Below are 17,305 nucleotides of genomic sequence, written 5' to 3'. Positions count from 1 at the left end.
CCCCAGGCTGCCCGACCGTGTCGTTTACGTCTGTTCGATGGAATCATCATGTCCAGGTTTTCTGCTGGCACCGCTTTGGGCACTGCCCAGGTTCGCTGCCCCCTGAACGAGCCACGGGTTCGTTTACGTCATACGGTCGCCGCACTGTGCGGCCTGCTGCTCACGCCCTATGTACTTGCCGATGAGCACGAGCATCACGAGGCTCAGATCGAAGAGCTGAGCCCGACGGTCATCACCGCCATCGCGCCCAGTTCGCCCCTGACTGTCGTCACCAACCCCAAGGATCCGCGTCAGCCGGTGCCGGCCAGTGATGGCGGCGACTACCTCAAGACCATTCCCGGCTTTGCCCTGGTGCGCAACGGTGGCACCAATGGCGATCCGGTGCTGCGGGGCATGTTCGGCTCGCGGCTGAACATCCTCACCAACGGCAGCATGCTACTGGGCGCCTGTCCGGGGCGGATGGATGCGCCGACCTCCTACATTTCACCGGAAACCTACGACAAACTCACCGTGATCAAAGGCCCGCAAACCGTGCTCTGGGGCCCTGGCGCATCGGCCGGGACCGTCCTGTTCGAGCGCGAGCCTGAGCAGTTCGGCGAACTCGGCACCCGGGTCAACGCCAGCGTGCTGGCCGGCTCCAACGGCCGTTTCGACAAAGTGGTGGATGCCGCCGCTGGTGGGCCGCTGGGTTATGTACGGGTGATTGGCAACACCGCCCATTCGGACGATTACCGCGACGGCAACAACGACACCGTACCGTCGCGCTACGACAAGTGGAACGGCGACGTGACGCTGGGCTGGACACCGGACGCCGACACCCTGTTGGAGCTGACCGCCGGCAAAGGCGACGGCGAAGCGCGCTACGCCGGGCGCAGCATGGACGGCTCACAGTTCAAGCGCGAAAGCCTCGGGCTGCGTTTCGAGCGTTCGAACATCGGCGAGGTGCTGGATAAGGTCGAGGCGCAGGTCTACTATAACTACGCCGACCATGTGATGGACAACTACACCCTGCGCACACCGTCCGGCACCGGGATGATGGCCGGGCCCATGGCCTCCAACGTCGACCGCCGCACCCTGGGGGCGCGTATCAAGGCCACCTGGCGCTGGGCCGATGTGCAATTGATCAGTGGCCTGGATGCCCAGACCAACGAGCATCGCCAGCGCAGCAGCATGGGTGTCGACACCTACAAGGACCTGCCGCGCACCAAGGACGCCGATTTCCATAACTACGGCGTGTTCGGTGAGTTGACCTGGTACGCCGCCGACCGCGACAGAGTGATTACCGGCGCCCGGCTCGACCGCGCCTCGGCCAAGGACTATCGCCAGAGCATCGGCTCCGGCATGTCCGCCCGGCCCAATCCGACTGCCGACGAGACCCGTGCCGATACTCTGCCCAGCGGTTTCGTCCGCTATGAACACGACCTGGCCGACAGTCCCACCACCCTCTATGCCGGCGTGGGCCACGCGCAACGCTTCCCCGACTACTGGGAGCTGTTCTCGCCGAACGCCGGCCCCAGCGGTTCGCTGAATGCCTTCGACTCGATCAAGCCGGAGAAAACCACCCAGCTCGACTTCGGCCTGCAGTACAAGACCGAAACTCTCGAAGCCTGGGCGTCGGGTTATGTCGGGCAGGTGCGCGATTACATCCTGTTCGACTACACCCCCGGCATGATGGGCACCACCTCCCGGGCCGAGAACATCGACGCGCGGATCATGGGCGGCGAACTGGGCGCGGCCTACAAGCTGACCGAGCGCTGGAAAGCCGATGCGACCCTGGCCTACGCCTGGGGCAAGAACAGCAGCGACGGCAGCGCCCTGGCGCAAATGCCACCACTGGACGCACGCCTGGGCCTGACCTACAGCGAAGACCGCTGGAGTGCCGGCGCTTTGTGGCGTGTGGTGGCGGCGCAGCACCGGGTCGACGAGAACAAGGGTAACGTGGTGGGCAAGGACTACGGCAAAAGCTCGGGCTTCGGCGTGTTCTCACTCAACGGCGCCTACCGCATCAACCAGCACTGGAAGGTCAGCAGCGGCGTGGACAACCTGTTTGGCAAAGCCTACGCCGAACACTTGAACCTGGCCGGCAACGCCGGGTTCGGTTACCCGGCGAGCGACCCGCAAGCCATCAACGAACCGGGGCGCACGCTCTGGACCAAGGTGGATATGAGTTTCTAACCAGCACCGGAGATCTGTCAGCGAGGACACCCACTGTGGGAGCGAGCAAGCTCGCTCCCACAGGGTTTTCGGTCCACCTTGACTGACCGCACAACATAACAACCCAATTTGCCCTGCGGAGCGCTTTGCAATGAGCCAACCGAAACCCAATTTCTACAACCTGGCCTGGCGCTGGCATTTTTACGCCGGGCTGTTCGTGGCGCCTTTCATGGTGATGCTGGCCCTGACCGGCATCATTTACCTGTTCAAGCCGCAACTCGACCCGTTGATGTACGGCAGCCTGCTGAACGTGCCCGCCGGCCATCACACCCTGGCGGCGGACGACTTGCTCAAGCAGATCCGCCAGGCCTACCCCGAAGGCCAGGTCAAACAGTACCTGCCGCCGCCCAACGCCGAGCGCAGCGCGCAGTTCGTGGTGATCGACAAAGGCCGGGAACTGAACGTGTTCATCGACCCGTACCATGGCGATGTCCTCGGCGAGCAGGATGCGAAAAACAACCTGCAAGCCATGGCCCGGGCCATCCATGGCGAGTTGCTGATCGGCACCGTCGGTGATCGCCTGGTAGAAATGGCCGCCGGCTGGGGCGTGGTGCTGGTGGTGTCCGGGCTGTTCCTGTGGTGGCCGCGCGGACAATCGTCGGCCGGTGTGCTGTGGCCACGCTGGAGCAGTCGTGGCCGCTTGTTCTGGCGCGACCTGCACGTGGTCATCGGCTTCTGGGGGGCGGCGCTCCTGCTGGTGATGCTACTCAGCGGCATGACCTGGACCGGCTTCTGGGGCAAGCAATACGCCAACCTCTGGAATCGCTTTCCGGCGGCGATGTGGAACGACGTGCCCAAGTCCGACGTGGAGGCAGGCAGTCTCAACAACGCCCACCGCCAGACCGTACCCTGGGCCGTGGAAAACACGCCGATGCCAATGTCCGGCGACCATGCCGAACACATGGCCCACGGCGGCATGCACGACGGCCCCGCCGCCCCGACCGTCAGCCTGCAAGCGGTGCAGGACATCGCCAGCGAACGCCAGGTCACGCCCGGCTACAGCATCACCTTGCCGACCACGTCCACCGGTGTGTTCACCATCGCCGTGTTCGCCGACGACCCGCGCAATGACGCCACCCTGCACGTGGACCAGTACACCGGCAAGGTCCTGGCCGACGTGCGCTGGACGCACTACAGCGTGGTGGCCCGCGCCACCGAAACCGGGGTGATGCTCCACGAAGGCAAGATGTTTGGCCCGCTGAACCAGATCATTGTGCTGCTGATTTGCCTGATGATCCTGCTCAGCGCTGTCAGTGGCGTAGTGATCTGGTGGAAGCGCCGGCCAGAGGGCAAGTTCGGCGTACCGCCACTGCGTCACGATCTGCCGACGTGGAAAACCGGGGTGTTCATCATGCTGGCCCTGGCGGTGGTGTTCCCGTTGGTTGGGGCTTCGCTGGTGGTGGTGTGGGTGTTGGATCGGCTCGTCACCCGCTTCAATCGCCAGCCTGAGGTTGTCTCATCTTCAAGCTGAAGACGGTGCATTAACGGAAGGCACGCGAAACCTCTACAATCGCGCCCGTCTTTCGAACTGTGAACACCATCCAAATGTGGGAGCGGGCTTGCTCGCGAAAGCGGTGTATCTGTCACATTAATGTTGGATGTGCAGACGCCTTCGCGAGCAAGCCCGCTCCCACAATGGGATTGTGTTTCGGCCCAACAATTGAGTGTATGCATGACCTCGCTAACCCTCTCCCACCTCGCCTGGACGCCCCTGGGCCATGGCCACTGCCATCACCAGTTCCAGCTGCGTGACGTGACGTTGCAGGTGGCGGCCGGGGAGTTCGTCGGGTTGATCGGGCCCAACGGCAGCGGCAAGACCAGCCTGCTGCGCTGTGCCTACCGTTTCAGCCGGCCGGAACACGGCGAGGTCAAACTCGAGCATCACAACGTCTGGAAACAATCCTCGCGCTGGTGCGCCCAACGCATCGCCGTGGTGCTGCAAGAGTTTCCCGACGCCTTCGGCCTGACGGTGGAAGAAGTGGTCGCCATGGGCCGCACGCCCCACAAAGGCCTGTTCGATGGCGACAACCTCGAGGACCGCCGCCTGGTCCTCCAGGCACTGCAATCGGCGGGGCTTGAAGGCTTTGGTGAGCACGGCTTCGCCACCCTTTCGGGCGGTGAAAAGCAACGGGTGATCCTCGCCCGGGCCCTGGCCCAGCAGCCGCAGTTGCTGATCCTCGACGAACCGACCAATCACCTCGACCCCCACTATCAATTGCAATTGCTGCAACTGATCAAAGGCCTGGGCATCGGCACCCTCGCCAGCCTCCACGACCTGAACCTCGCCGCCGCCTTCTGTGACCGACTGTACGTGATCGAACACGGGCGCATCGTTGCCAGCGGCACACCCAAGGATGTCCTGACCACCGAGCTGTTGCGCGAGGTGTTCGGCGTCGACGCGCTGGTGGATGAACACCCGCTGTCCGGCTACCCACGAATTACCTGGATAACCCAACCATGACCCTGCGTTCCCTGCTGTCGCTTGCCCTGCTGCTGGTCAGTGCCCATGCCCTTGCCGAAGCGACCCGTTACCCATTGACGGTGCAGAGCTGCAACCGCCAGGTGGTGTTCAACGAGGCACCTCGGCACGCCGTCAGCCATGACATCAACATGACCCAGATGATGCTCGCCCTGGGCCTCAAGCCGCGCATGGTCGGCTACAGCGGCATCAGTGGCTGGAAGTCGGTGACGCCCGAGATGGCGAAGATTCTCGATGGCCTGCCGGAACTGGCGGCCAAGTACCCGTCGGTGGAAACCCTGCTCAGTGCCAATGTCGATTTCTTTTTTGCTGGCTGGGACTACGGCATGCGGGTGGGCGGCGACCTGACGCCACAGACCCTGCAACCGCTGGGCATCAACGTGTATGAGTTGACCGAATCCTGCGCGTTCGTGATGCAACGTCCGCCAGCCTCGCTGGAAGACACCTACAACGACCTGCGCAATCTCGGCAGGATTTTCGACGTACAGGATCGCGCCAACGCACTGATCGCCACGATGCAGGCCCAGGTGGCCGAAGTGCGCAAACATCTGCCAGCCGACCAGCCGCGGGTGTTCCTGTATGACAGCGGCGAAGATCGCGCCATGACTTCCGGCCGCCTCGGCATGCCCCAGGCCCTGATCGACGCGGCTGGTGGGCGCAACATTCTGGATGACGTGGAGACCAGTTGGACCCGGGTGAACTGGGAGAACGTGGTGGAGCGCAACCCGCAGGTGATCGTGATCGTCGACTACGGCGAAGTCAGCGCCGAGCAGAAACAGCAATTCCTGCTGGACAACCCGGCCCTGCAATCGGTGGAGGCGATCAAGCACCGACGCTTCATCGTGATCCCCTACGTGCAGGCCACGCCGGGCATCGATAACGTGCTGGCGGTGCAAACCCTGGCGCGGGGTTTTCACCGCCAATGAACGGTCGTCGCTATGGCGCCCTGCTGGTGCTCCTCGGCGCGCTGATGCTGGTGTCGTGCGTGGTGTCCCTGGGTTTTGGTCCAGCGCGGGTGCCGGTGGCGGTGGTCTGGGACATTTTGCTGAACAAGGCTTTTGGTGTCGGTAACGCCTATTGGACTCCAGGCCAGGAACATATCGTCTGGCTGATCCGTGTACCGCGCTTGCTGCTGGGTGCTTTGGTGGGCGCGGGGCTCGCGCTGATCGGTGCGGTGCTGCAAGCGGTCACCCGCAACCCGCTGGCCGATCCGCACCTGCTGGGAGTCACGTCCGGCGCGACCCTGGGCGCGGTCATCGTGGTGCTGCATGTCGGCGAGATCATCGGCTTGCTGACCCTGCCACTGGCCGCGTTCATCGGCGCGCTGCTGAGCATGCTGCTGGTGCTGGCCATTGCCAGTCGCCAGGGTCGCCTGGAAAGTGATCGGCTGTTGCTGTGCGGCGTGGCGGTGTCATTCGTGATGATGGCGGCGGCCAATCTGCTGCTGTTTTTGGGTGACCATCGCGCCAGTTCCGCGGTGATGTTCTGGATGCTCGGCGGCCTGGGCCTGGCGCGCTGGGAACTGCTGGCGGTGCCGGCCACCAGTGTGTTGCTGGGGCTGGTGTTACTGCTGGGCATGGCCCGCCCGCTGAATGCGCTGATGGCCGGCGAACAGACCGCCGTGACCTTGGGTTTGAACGCGGCGAAAGTACGGTTGTGGATCTTTTTGATCGCGTCGCTGATGACCGGTGTGCTGGTGTCCATCAGCGGCTCGATTGGTTTTGTCGGGCTGATGGTGCCGCACATTGCCAGGCGGCTGGTCGGTGCCGAACATCGGCGGCTGTTGCCGGCCTGCGTGCTGCTCGGCAGCCTGTTCCTGGTGTGGGTGGACGTGGCGGCGCGGACACTGATCGCCCCCGAGGATTTACCGATTGGTGTCGCCACCGCCGCCATCGGCGGTCTGTTCTTCATCGGCCTGATGCGCCGCCGCTGAGCTCTACCTGACTTGCAAAACAACCTGTGGGAGCGAGCTTGCTCGCGATAGCGGTAGATCAATCAGATTAGAAGTGACTGACACACCGCCATCGCGAGCAAGCTCGCTCCCACAGGGGACTTGCAACCCTCTCGCCCCAATGTGGCGCACCTCCTCGCACCAGCCCCCGCAATGCGTTCGTTCATGGTGCATTACCTCGCGCGCATCCCCCGCCAACCCCGCATTTCCAATGCCTTTTGCCGACCGGGCACACCCCTTGCAAAAGCGCCTTCAGCGTTTGCATCTGCCCTCGAAAAAAACTCAAAAGACCACGGAGATCGCACAATGAAGCGTCGTAGCTTGATCAAGGCTTTTACACTCTCGGCAAGCATTGCCGCGATGGGCATGGCCTGGACCGTCCAGGCCGCCGAAACCATCAAGGTCGGCATCCTGCATTCGCTGTCCGGGACCATGGCGATCTCCGAAACGTCCCTCAAGGACATGGCGCTGATGACCATCGATGAGATCAACGCCAAGGGTGGTGTGAACGGCAAGAAGCTCGAAGCGGTGGTCGTGGACCCGGCGTCGAACTGGCCGCTGTTCGCGGAAAAGGGCCGTCAACTGCTGACCCAGGACAAGGTTGCCGTGGTGTTCGGCTGCTGGACGTCGGTGTCGCGTAAATCCGTGTTGCCGGTGTTCGAAGAACTCAACGGCCTGCTGTTCTACCCAGTGCAATACGAAGGCGAAGAGATGTCGCCAAACGTGTTCTACACCGGCGCGGCGCCGAACCAGCAGGCGATTCCGGCGGTGGAATACCTGATGAGCGAAGAAGGTGGCAGCGCCAAGCGCTACTTCCTGCTGGGCACCGACTACGTCTACCCGCGCACCACCAACAAGATCCTGCGCTCGTTCCTGCACTCCAAAGGTGTGGCGGACAAGGACATCGAAGAGGTCTACACCCCGTTCGGCCACAGCGATTACCAGACCATCGTGGCGAACATCAAAAAGTTCTCGGCCGGCGGCAAGACGGCGGTCATTTCCACAGTCAACGGCGACTCCAACGTGCCCTTCTATAAGGAACTGGCGAACCAGGGCCTGAAGGCCACCGACGTACCGGTCGTGGCGTTCTCCGTGGGCGAGGAAGAACTGCGCGGCATCGACACCAAACCGCTGGTGGGCAACCTGGCGGCGTGGAACTACTTCGAGTCCGTGGATAACCCGGCGAACAAGAAATTCGTTGATTCCTGGAAGGCCTATGCCAAGGCCAAGAACCTGCCAGGCGCGGATAAAGCCGTGACCAACGACCCGATGGAGGCAACTTACGTTGGTATCCACATGTGGGCGCAAGCGGTGGAAAAAGCCAAGTCCACCGACGTCGACAAAGTCCGCGAAGCCCTGGCCGGCCAGACCTTCGCCGCGCCGTCGGGCTATACCCTGACCATGGACAAGACCAACCACCACCTGCACAAGCCGGTGATGATCGGCGAGATCCAGGCCGACGGTCAGTTCAACGTGGTCTGGCAGACCGAAGGCCCGATCCGCGCCCAACCGTGGAGCCCCTTCATCGCCGGCAACGACAAGAAGCCTGACTATGCGGTGAAGAGCAACTGAGTCCATGGGTGTCGGCCCCGGATATCGAGGCCGACACAACTCCCTTGTGGGAGCGGGCTTGCTCGCGAATGCGGATTCACATTCAACATTTGAGTCGTCTGACACACCGCCTTCGCGAGCAAGCCCGCTCCCACAAAAAGCACTGCGCAAGGCCTAGCATATGCCCACCGCCCTTTACCGCCTCATCCTCGCCCTGGTGCTGCTGTTGCCGCTGGAGGCCCACGCCGGTGACACCGAAGACTTCGTCGCCGCCAATCCGACCCAGCAGGCCAAGCTCCTGGAAACCTGGGCCGCGCAGCCTGAGCCGGAGCGTGTCGAACTGATCAATGCCTTGCAGCAAGGCCAGTTGACCGTCGACGGCCAACCCAAGACTCTGCGCCTGAACAACCGCTTGCGCGGGCTGATCGAAACCGCCCTCGCCAGCCATCAACTGCTTGCCGTCGATGCCCACGTGCGCCTGGGCGCCGCGCAGCAATTGCAAAAAAGCGCCCGTCCAGCCCAACTGGCTTTCCTCGACCGACAACTGGCCGGCGAGCAGGACGAAGACGTGCACGCCGCCCTGAGCCTGGCCCTGGCAAACCTGCAACTGGTGGACGCCAACCCGAGCGTGCGCCTGGCCGCCGTGCGATTGCTGGGGGAAACCGGCGACCCACTGGCCCGTACCCGCCTCGAAGGCCTGCTCGAACCCGGCGTCGAAACCGATGCCAACGTACGCACCGCCGCTGAAACCAGCCTCAGCCAGGTCAAGCGCAAACTGTTGGTGGGCGAGTTGTTGGGCCAGGCCTTCAGCGGCATGTCCCTGGGCTCGATCCTGCTGCTCGCCGCCCTCGGCCTGGCAATCACCTTCGGCTTGCTGGGGGTGATCAACATGGCCCACGGCGAGATGCTCATGTTGGGGGCCTATTCCACCTACGTGGTGCAGATGCTGTTCCAGCGCTTCGCCCCGAACGCCATCGAGTTCTACCCACTGATCGCCCTGCCGGTGGCGTTTTTCATCACCGCGGCCATCGGTATGGCTCTGGAGCGCACGGTGATTCGCCACCTCTACGGGCGTCCGTTGGAAACCCTGCTCGCCACCTGGGGCATCAGCCTGATGCTGATCCAACTGGTGCGCCTGCTGTTCGGCGCGCAGAACGTCGAAGTCGCCAACCCGGCCTGGCTGTCGGGCGGGATCCAGGTGTTGCCGAACCTGGTGCTGCCGTACAACCGCATCGTGATCATCGCCTTCGCCCTGTTCGTGGTGGTGTTGACCTGGCTGCTGCTGAACAAGACCCGCTTGGGCCTGAACGTGCGCGCCGTCACCCAGAACCGCAACATGGCTGCCTGCTGCGGCGTGCCCACCGGCCGCGTGGACATGCTCGCGTTCGGCCTCGGCTCGGGCATCGCCGGACTCGGTGGCGTGGCCCTGAGCCAGATCGGCAACGTCGGCCCGGACCTGGGCCAGAGCTACATCATCGACTCGTTCCTGGTGGTGGTGCTCGGTGGCGTCGGCCAGTTGGCCGGTAGCGTGTTCGCCGCCTTCGGCCTGGGCATCGCCAACAAGATTCTCGAACCGCAGATCGGCGCCGTACTCGGCAAGATCCTGATCCTCGCGCTGATCATTCTGTTCATCCAGAAGCGTCCGCAAGGCCTCTTCGCGCTCAAAGGACGGGTAATCGACTGATGAACCAGCCCCTGATGCTCACGGCCACGCAAAAGGCCGGTCCCAAAGTCACTCTCGCCGTCGGTGTGCTGATCCTGGCCGTGCTGCTGAGCCTGCCGCTGCTGTCGCTGTTGGCGACGGACAACCCGCTGCACGTCTCGGCCTATACCCTGACCCTGGTGGGCAAGATTCTTTGCTACGCCATCGTCGCCCTCGCCCTGGACCTGGTCTGGGGTTACGCCGGGTTGCTCTCCCTCGGGCATGGGCTGTTCTTTGCCCTGGGCGGCTACGCCATGGGCATGTACCTGATGCGCCAGGCTGCCGGTGATGACTTGCCGGCGTTCATGACCTTCTTATCGTGGACCGAACTGCCCTGGTACTGGTCGGGCACCGACAGCTTCATCTGGGCCATGTGCCTGGTGGTGCTGGCACCGGGGTTGCTGGCGTTGGTATTCGGTTTCTTCGCCTTCCGCTCGCGGATCAAGGGCGTGTATTTCTCGATCATGACCCAGGCCCTGACCTTCGCCGGGATGCTGCTGTTTTTCCGCAACGAAACCGGGTTTGGCGGCAACAACGGCTTCACCAACTTCCGCTCGATCCTGGGCTTTGGCATCACCGAGCCGGGCACCCGGGCGGTGCTGTTCCTGAGCACGGTATTGTTGCTGGTGGCGAGCCTGTTCATCGGCTGGCGCCTGGCCCGCAGTAAATTCGGTCGTGTGTTGACCGCCCTGCGCGACGCGGAAAACCGCCTGATGTTCTGCGGCTACGATCCCCGTGGCTTCAAGCTGTTCGTCTGGGTGTTGAGCGCGGTGTTGTGCGGCCTGGCCGGGGCGTTGTACGTACCGCAGGTGGGCATCATCAACCCCAGCGAAATGTCACCGACCAACTCCATCGAAGCTGCCGTGTGGGTCGCCCTCGGCGGGCGCGGAACGCTGATCGGACCACTGCTGGGCGCCGGTGTAGTCAACGGCATGAAGAGCTGGTTCACCGTGGCGTTTCCCGAGTATTGGCTGTTCTTCCTTGGCGCGCTGTTCATCGTCGTGACGCTGTATCTGCCTAAAGGCGTGATCGGCTTGCTGAAGAAGAGAGGCGAACAATGAGAATCACACCGACGGCCGATTTCATGCTCGAACCCATCCTCGAACCCAACAAAGACCAGGGCAGCAGCCGCGACGCCATCGGCCTCGGCCAGGCGGCCGGCGTTGGCCTGAACACCCGTCACGGCACGATCCTGACCCTGGAAGACATCAGCGTCAGCTTCGACGGCTTCAAGGCCCTGAACGATCTGAACCTGTACATCGGCGTCGGCGAATTGCGCTGCATCATCGGCCCCAACGGTGCGGGCAAGACCACACTGATGGACGTGATCACCGGCAAGACCCGGCCCAGCCATGGCAAGGCCTGGTTCGGCGAAACCCTGGACCTGACCAGCATGAGCGAGGTGCAAATCGCCCAGGCCGGCATCGGTCGCAAGTTCCAGAAACCCACGGTATTCGAAGCCTTGAGCGTGTTCGAAAACCTGGAACTGGCGCTCAAGACCGACAAATCGGTATGGGCCAGCCTGCGGGCCAAACTCACCGGCGAACAACACACGCGCATCAGCGAAGTGCTGGAGACCATTCGCCTCACGTCGTCGGTCAATCGCGCCGCCGGGTTGCTGTCCCATGGGCAGAAGCAGTTCCTGGAGATCGGCATGCTGCTGGTGCAGGACCCACAACTGTTGCTGCTCGACGAGCCGGTGGCGGGCATGACCGACGCCGAAACCGAGTTCACCGCCGAGCTGTTCAAATCCCTGGCGGGCAAGCACTCGCTGATGGTGGTGGAACACGACATGGGCTTCGTCGGCGCGATTGCCGACCACGTCACCGTGCTGCACCAGGGCAGTGTGCTGGCCGAAGGGTCGCTGGAACAGGTGCAGGACAATGAGCGAGTGATCGAGGTGTATCTCGGTCGGTAGCCCGGCAAACACTGCTCTCTGTGGGAGCGAGCTTGCTCGCGATGGCGGCGACACATTCAACAAATAAGCAAGCTGACCCACCGCTATCGCGAGCAAGCTCGCTCCCACAAGGGACTTGAGGAGAATCTGGAAGATGCTGCAAGTCGACAAACTGCACCAATACTACGGCGGTAGCCACATCCTGCGCGGCTTGTCGTTCGACGCGAAGGTTGGCGAGGTGACGTGCCTGTTGGGTCGCAACGGCGTGGGCAAGACCACCTTGCTCAAATGCCTGATGGGCCTGTTGCCGGCCAAGGAAGGCGCGGTGAGTTGGGAAGGCAAGCCCATCACCACCTTCAAGCCGCATCAGCGGGTGCATGCCGGCATCGCCTACGTGCCCCAGGGCCGGGAGATTTTCGGGCGGCTGACGGTGGAAGAAAACCTGCTGATGGGCCTGTCGCGTTTTCCCGGTTCCGAGGCCAAGGAGGTGCCAGCGTTTATCTACGAATTGTTCCCGGTGCTGCTGCAGATGAAGCAGCGCCGTGGCGGCGACCTGTCCGGCGGGCAGCAACAGCAACTCGCCATTGGTCGGGCCCTGGCCAGCCGTCCACGGCTGCTGATTCTCGACGAGCCCACCGAAGGCATCCAACCGTCGGTGATCAAGGAGATCGGCGTGGTCATCAAGAAACTGGCGGCCCGGGGCGACATGGCGATTTTGCTGGTGGAGCAGTTCTACGACTTCGCCGCCGAGTTGGCCGATCAATACCTGGTGATGTCCCGGGGCGAGATCGTGCAGCAGGGGCGCGGAGAAAATATGGAAGCCGAGGGTGTGCGCGGGCTGGTTACGATCTAGTCTGTAACGTCCTGACGATAAGCAGAAATCATGAATCTACCTGTCTCTGCATTGGTGCCTTCGGGCCTGTTCACCCCCAGCTGGCACGCTGAGCTGGAATTGGGCTACGCCCGATTCGGCGACTGCACGCGTCCGGTACAGCGTCGCCACAAAGGCCCGCTGCGGGTGCAGAAGCACCTGTACGCCGAAGGCCCCGAAGTGTGCCAACACATCATCGTCCACCCGCCTGGCGGGATTGCCGGCGGCGACCGGCTGGACATCTCGGCCCACGTCAGCCCGGGCGCCTGGGCGCAACTGACCAGCCCCGGCGCGGCGAAGTGGTATCGGGCTGCCGACCCGGCGTATCAGCAACTGACCCTGAGCGTGGCCGCCGGTGCGACGCTGGAATGGTTGCCCCAGGAGACCATCGTCTTCAGCGCGGCCCAGGCCGAACTCAGCACGAGCATCGACCTGCACGGCGATGGGCGGCTGTTCTACTGGGACATGGTTGCCCTCGGCCGGCCGGCCAGCGGCGAGCGATTCGACCTGGGGCATTTCCAGTCACGGCTGGACATCCGTCGCGACAGCCAGTTGCTGTGGCATGAACGCCAGCGCATTGTGGGCGGTGATGGCTTGCTCGACTCGCCCATCGGGCTGGGCGGCGATCCGGTGTTCGCCACGCTGTTGGTGACTGGCGAGATCGACAGCGAGCTGCTGGAGCAGTGCCGATCCCTGGGCCATGACGTGCGCGGCGACCTGACCCAATTGCCCGGCCTGGTCGTGGCTCGGTGCCTGGCGAAAGAGGCGTTGCTGGCGCGGGGGTGGTTGATTGCGTTGTGGCGTTTGCTCAGGCCTGCGTTGCTTGGAAGAGAGGCCGTACCACCCAGAATCTGGAGTACCTGAATTTACTTTTCTGTGGGAGCAAAGCTTGCTCGCTATGAACGATAACCCGGTCCTTCTGATCGACCGAGGCGCTGCTATCGCGAGCAAGCTTTGCTCCCACAGGGTCGATCCCACAGGTATTTGTGTTTTGAGTTTGAATTTTTTATCTGCCCTTATGGATTGCACATGGACCTGACCCCACGCGAAAAAGACAAGCTGCTGATCTTCACCGCCGGCCTCGTCGCCGAACGGCGGTTGGCCCGTGGCTTGAAGCTCAACTACCCAGAGGCCATGGCCTACATCTCCGCAGCGCTGCTCGAGGGTGCCCGTGACGGCCAGACCGTGGCCGAGCTGATGCATTACGGCACCACGCTGCTGACCCGCGAGCAAGTGATGGAAGGCATCCCGGAAATGATCCCGGAGATCCAGGTCGAGGCGACGTTTCCCGACGGGACCAAACTGGTCACCGTCCACCAGCCCATCGCCTGAGGCCGCGCCATGACTTACCACGTTCGTGACGCCCTACATACGGACCTTCCAGCGATCCGTGACATCTACAACGAAGCCGCCCTGAATACCACGGCGATCTGGAACGAACAGGCCGTGGACCTGGGTAATCGCCAAGCCTGGCTCAGCGCCCGGCAATCCCAGGGCTACCCGGTGCTGGTGATCGTCGATGCCGATGAAAACGTGCTCGGCTATGCTTCGTTCGGCGACTGGCGACCATTCGACGGGTACCGGCACACCGTGGAGCATTCGGTGTATGTGCGCAACGATCAGCGCGGCAATGGTCTCGGCCCGCGGTTGATGAGCGCACTGATCGAGCGTGCCAGGGCCTGCGGTAAACACGTCATGGTCGCCGCCATCGAAAGCGGCAACGCCGCCTCGATTCGCCTGCACGAGCGAGCCGGCTTCATCACCACCGGGCAGATGCCCCAGGTGGGTACCAAGTTCGGCCGCTGGCTGGACCTGACTTTCATGCAGTTGGTCCTCGATCCCGGGGCGCAACCGCCTGCCTTTGACAAGGAGTGATGCCTATGAACCCCGCCCAGTTGCGTCGAGTCCACGCTGAAAGCTTTGCCCATTATCGCCAGGGCCTGATCGATCTGTTGCTCGACGCCGTCGGCTATGGCGCCAGCGTGGGGTTCATGGCTGACCTCAATGCCGCCCAGGCACGCGCCTACTTCGACGAGGTTCAGGCCAGTCTTGACCAGGGCAGCCTGCTGCTGTGGGTGGTGGTCAAGGATGAGCAAGTGCAGGCCAGCGTCCAGCTTGCCCTGTGCCAGAAGCCCAACGGCCTCAACCGTGCCGAAGTACAAAAACTGCTGGTACGCGGCGATGCCCGCCGCCGGGGCTTGGGCCAGCAATTGATGAGCGCCCTGGAGCTCGGCGCCCGCCAGCACAAGCGCGGCCTGCTGTACCTCGACACCCAGGCCGGCTCCGAGGCCGAGGCGTTCTACCGCGCCATGGGTTACACCCGCGTTGGTGAACTGCCGGACTACTGCCTGAGCCCGGATGGGACCTCCACTCCGACCGCCATTTACTACAAGACTTTGGGGCAACCGCAATGATTCCAGGCCAATACCAGGTCCAGCCCGGCGACATCGAGCTCAACGTCGGCCGCCGCACCTTGACGCTGAACGTCGCCAACAGCGGTGACCGGCCGATCCAGGTCGGCTCGCACTATCACTTTTTCGAAACCAACGATGCCCTGACCTTCGACCGCGCCGCCAGTCGTGGCATGCGCCTGAACATCCCGGCTGGCACCGCCGTGCGCTTCGAACCCGGCCAGAGCCGCGAAGTGGAACTGGTGGACCTGGCCGGGCATCGCCGGGTGTTCGGGTTTGCCGGGCGGGTGATGGGCGACCTTTAAGCCATGGAGGCCTGTACTGGCCTCATCGCGAGCAAGCTCGCTCCCACATTTTGATCGCGTATCCCTGTGGGAGCGAGCTTGCTCGCGATAAGTGAGCGCAGCGAACGGTTTCAACATTCAATTGAATCTCAAGGCAAGCACATGAAAATCTCCCGCCAAGCCTACGCCGACATGTTCGGCCCCACCGTCGGCGACAAGGTCCGCCTGGCCGACACCGAACTGTGGATCGAAGTGGAAAAAGACTTCACCACCTACGGCGAAGAAGTGAAGTTCGGCGGTGGCAAGGTGATTCGCGATGGCATGGGCCAGAGCCAGCTGTTGGCCGCCGAGGTCGTGGACACCTTGATCACCAACGCGCTGATCATTGACCACTGGGGCATCGTCAAGGCCGATGTCGGTCTCAAGGACGGGCGCATCGCGGCCATCGGCAAGGCCGGCAACCCGGACATCCAGCCCGACGTAACCATCGCCATCGGCGCCAGCACCGAAGTGATCGCCGGCGAAGGCATGATCCTCACGGCGGGCGGTATCGATACCCACATCCATTTCATCTGCCCGCAGCAGATCGAAGAAGCATTGATGAGCGGCGTCACCACCATGATCGGCGGCGGCACCGGCCCGGCCACCGGGACCAACGCCACCACCTGCACCTCCGGGCCATGGCACCTGGCGCGCATGCTCCAGGCCGCCGATGCCTTCCCCATGAACATCGGCTTCACCGGCAAGGGCAACGCCAGCCTGCCGGAGCCGTTGATCGAACAGGTCAAGGCCGGGGCCATCGGCTTGAAGCTGCACGAAGACTGGGGCACCACGCCGGCGGCCATCGACAACTGCCTGAGCGTGGCCGACCAGTACGACGTACAGGTGGCGATCCACACCGACACCCTCAACGAGTCCGGTTTCGTCGAAACCACCCTGGCCGCGTTCAAGGGCCGGACCATCCACACCTACCACACCGAAGGCGCCGGTGGCGGTCACGCACCGGACATCATCAAGGCCTGCGGCTTCGCCAACGTGTTGCCCAGCTCCACCAACCCGACCCGGCCGTTCACCCGCAACACCATCGACGAACACCTGGACATGTTGATGGTGTGTCATCACCTGGATCCGAGCATCGCCGAAGACGTGGCGTTCGCCGAAAGCCGCATCCGTCGCGAGACCATCGCCGCCGAAGACATTCTCCACGACCTCGGCGCGTTTTCGATGATCAGCTCCGACAGCCAGGCCATGGGCCGCGTCGGCGAGGTCATCACCCGAACCTGGCAGACCGCCGACAAAATGAAGAAGCAACGCGGCGCCCTGCCCGGCGATGGCGAAGGCAACGACAACTTCCGCATCAAGCGCTACATCGCCAAGTACACCATCAACCCAGCGATCACCCACGGCATCAGCCATGAAGTGGGCTCCATCGAAGTCGGCAAGTGGGCCGACCTGGTGCTGTGGCGCCCAGCGTTTTTCGGGGTCAAACCGACGCTGATTCTCAAGGGTGGGGCCATTGCCGCCAGCCTGATGGGCGACGCCAATGCTTCGATCCCGACGCCGCAGCCAGTGCACTACCGACCAATGTTCGCCAGCTACGGCGGCTCGCGGCACGCCACCAGCCTGACCTTCATCAGCCAGGCCGCCGCCGAGGCGGGACTACCGGAGCAGCTTGGGCTGAAGAAGAGAATCGCCGTGGTCAAGGGCTGCCGCGATGTGCAGAAGACCGACCTGATCCACAACGACTATCTGCCGAGCATCGACGTCGATCCGCAGACCTATCAGGTCAAGGCCGATGGGGTGTTGCTGTGGTGCGAGCCGGCTGACGTGCTGCCGATGGCGCAGCGGTATTTTCTGTTTTGAATGGAATGAGGGCCTGAGAGCAAGACTTGTGGGAGCAAAGCTTGCTCGCGATACAGGCGCCTCAACTCTTGAGAACCGAGTT

16 protein-coding genes are annotated in these 17,305 nt (G+C 63.1%); all 16 read left to right on the top strand.

Annotated features, from left to right (window positions below; translation table 11 throughout):
• Positions 1-48 precede the first annotated feature (48 nt).
• The 16 genes from EPZ47_RS03080 to ureC all read left to right on the top strand — a co-directional run bounded on the left by EPZ47_RS03080 (position 49) and on the right by ureC (position 17,223).
• Positions 49-2,175 carry a TonB-dependent copper receptor gene (locus tag EPZ47_RS03080; protein ID WP_135843482.1) on the top strand — a complete coding sequence of 709 codons (2,127 nt, stop codon included), beginning with the start codon at positions 49-51 and terminating at the stop codon, positions 2,173-2,175.
• 130 nt (positions 2,176-2,305) lie between these two features.
• Positions 2,306-3,685: a PepSY-associated TM helix domain-containing protein gene (locus EPZ47_RS03075; RefSeq protein ID WP_135843481.1), complete on the top strand. Its 1,380-nt coding sequence runs from the start codon at positions 2,306-2,308 to the stop codon at positions 3,683-3,685.
• Between the two features lie 201 nt (positions 3,686-3,886).
• Positions 3,887-4,675 (top strand): ABC transporter ATP-binding protein, encoded by a 789-nt coding sequence (locus tag EPZ47_RS03070; RefSeq protein ID WP_135843480.1) that lies wholly within the window; start codon positions 3,887-3,889, stop codon positions 4,673-4,675.
• Complete coding sequence (locus EPZ47_RS03065) at positions 4,672-5,619, top strand: ABC transporter substrate-binding protein (protein ID WP_135843479.1); 948 nt, start codon at positions 4,672-4,674, stop codon at positions 5,617-5,619. The genes EPZ47_RS03070 and EPZ47_RS03065 overlap by 4 nt, the downstream gene beginning before the upstream one ends.
• A complete protein-coding gene (locus EPZ47_RS03060; protein ID WP_135843478.1) occupies positions 5,616-6,626 on the top strand; it encodes a FecCD family ABC transporter permease in 1,011 nt (336 codons plus the stop codon). The genes EPZ47_RS03065 and EPZ47_RS03060 overlap by 4 nt, the downstream gene beginning before the upstream one ends.
• A gap of 324 nt (positions 6,627-6,950) precedes the next feature.
• Positions 6,951-8,216, top strand: a complete 1,266-nt coding sequence (urtA, locus tag EPZ47_RS03055; protein WP_025211599.1) for an urea ABC transporter substrate-binding protein — start codon at positions 6,951-6,953, stop codon at positions 8,214-8,216.
• Between the two features lie 160 nt (positions 8,217-8,376).
• On the top strand, positions 8,377-9,879 hold the full coding sequence (urtB, locus tag EPZ47_RS03045) for an urea ABC transporter permease subunit UrtB (protein WP_135843477.1): 1,503 nt from the start codon (positions 8,377-8,379) through the stop codon (positions 9,877-9,879).
• The gene (gene urtC, locus EPZ47_RS03040; protein ID WP_135843476.1) at positions 9,879-10,958 is read left to right on the top strand and encodes an urea ABC transporter permease subunit UrtC; all 1,080 of its coding nucleotides are present in this window, start codon (positions 9,879-9,881) and stop codon (positions 10,956-10,958) included. The genes urtB and urtC overlap by 1 nt, the downstream gene beginning before the upstream one ends.
• Positions 10,955-11,815 carry an urea ABC transporter ATP-binding protein UrtD gene (gene urtD, locus EPZ47_RS03035; RefSeq protein ID WP_135843475.1) on the top strand — a complete coding sequence of 287 codons (861 nt, stop codon included), beginning with the start codon at positions 10,955-10,957 and terminating at the stop codon, positions 11,813-11,815. The genes urtC and urtD overlap by 4 nt, the downstream gene beginning before the upstream one ends.
• Before the next feature lie 133 nt (positions 11,816-11,948).
• On the top strand, positions 11,949-12,647 hold the full coding sequence (gene urtE, locus EPZ47_RS03030; RefSeq protein ID WP_135843474.1) for an urea ABC transporter ATP-binding subunit UrtE: 699 nt from the start codon (positions 11,949-11,951) through the stop codon (positions 12,645-12,647).
• Between the two features lie 30 nt (positions 12,648-12,677).
• Entirely contained in the window at positions 12,678-13,529 is an 852-nt protein-coding gene (locus EPZ47_RS03025; RefSeq protein WP_135843473.1) for an urease accessory protein UreD, read from the top strand.
• Positions 13,530-13,694: 165 nt separating this feature from the next.
• Positions 13,695-13,997 carry an urease subunit gamma gene (ureA, locus tag EPZ47_RS03015; protein WP_047227360.1) on the top strand — a complete coding sequence of 101 codons (303 nt, stop codon included), beginning with the start codon at positions 13,695-13,697 and terminating at the stop codon, positions 13,995-13,997.
• Between the two features lie 9 nt (positions 13,998-14,006).
• A complete protein-coding gene (locus EPZ47_RS03010; RefSeq protein WP_135843471.1) occupies positions 14,007-14,540 on the top strand; it encodes a GNAT family N-acetyltransferase in 534 nt (177 codons plus the stop codon).
• 5 nt (positions 14,541-14,545) lie between these two features.
• Positions 14,546-15,079 (top strand): GNAT family N-acetyltransferase, encoded by a 534-nt coding sequence (locus EPZ47_RS03005; protein WP_135843470.1) that lies wholly within the window; start codon positions 14,546-14,548, stop codon positions 15,077-15,079.
• Entirely contained in the window at positions 15,076-15,381 is a 306-nt protein-coding gene (locus tag EPZ47_RS03000) for an urease subunit beta (RefSeq protein ID WP_014336352.1), read from the top strand. Before EPZ47_RS03005 ends, EPZ47_RS03000 begins: the two co-directional genes overlap by 4 nt.
• A gap of 141 nt (positions 15,382-15,522) precedes the next feature.
• Positions 15,523-17,223: an urease subunit alpha gene (gene ureC / locus EPZ47_RS02995; RefSeq protein ID WP_135843469.1), complete on the top strand. Its 1,701-nt coding sequence runs from the start codon at positions 15,523-15,525 to the stop codon at positions 17,221-17,223.
• The last annotated feature ends 82 nt before the right edge of the window (positions 17,224-17,305 follow it).

This window comes from Pseudomonas viciae (assembly GCF_004786035.1).
GTDB classification, from domain to species: Bacteria; Pseudomonadota; Gammaproteobacteria; order Pseudomonadales; family Pseudomonadaceae; genus Aquipseudomonas; species Aquipseudomonas viciae.
The sequence above is the reverse complement of the archived record's forward strand: the minus strand, read 5'-3'. Positions and strand labels throughout refer to the sequence as shown.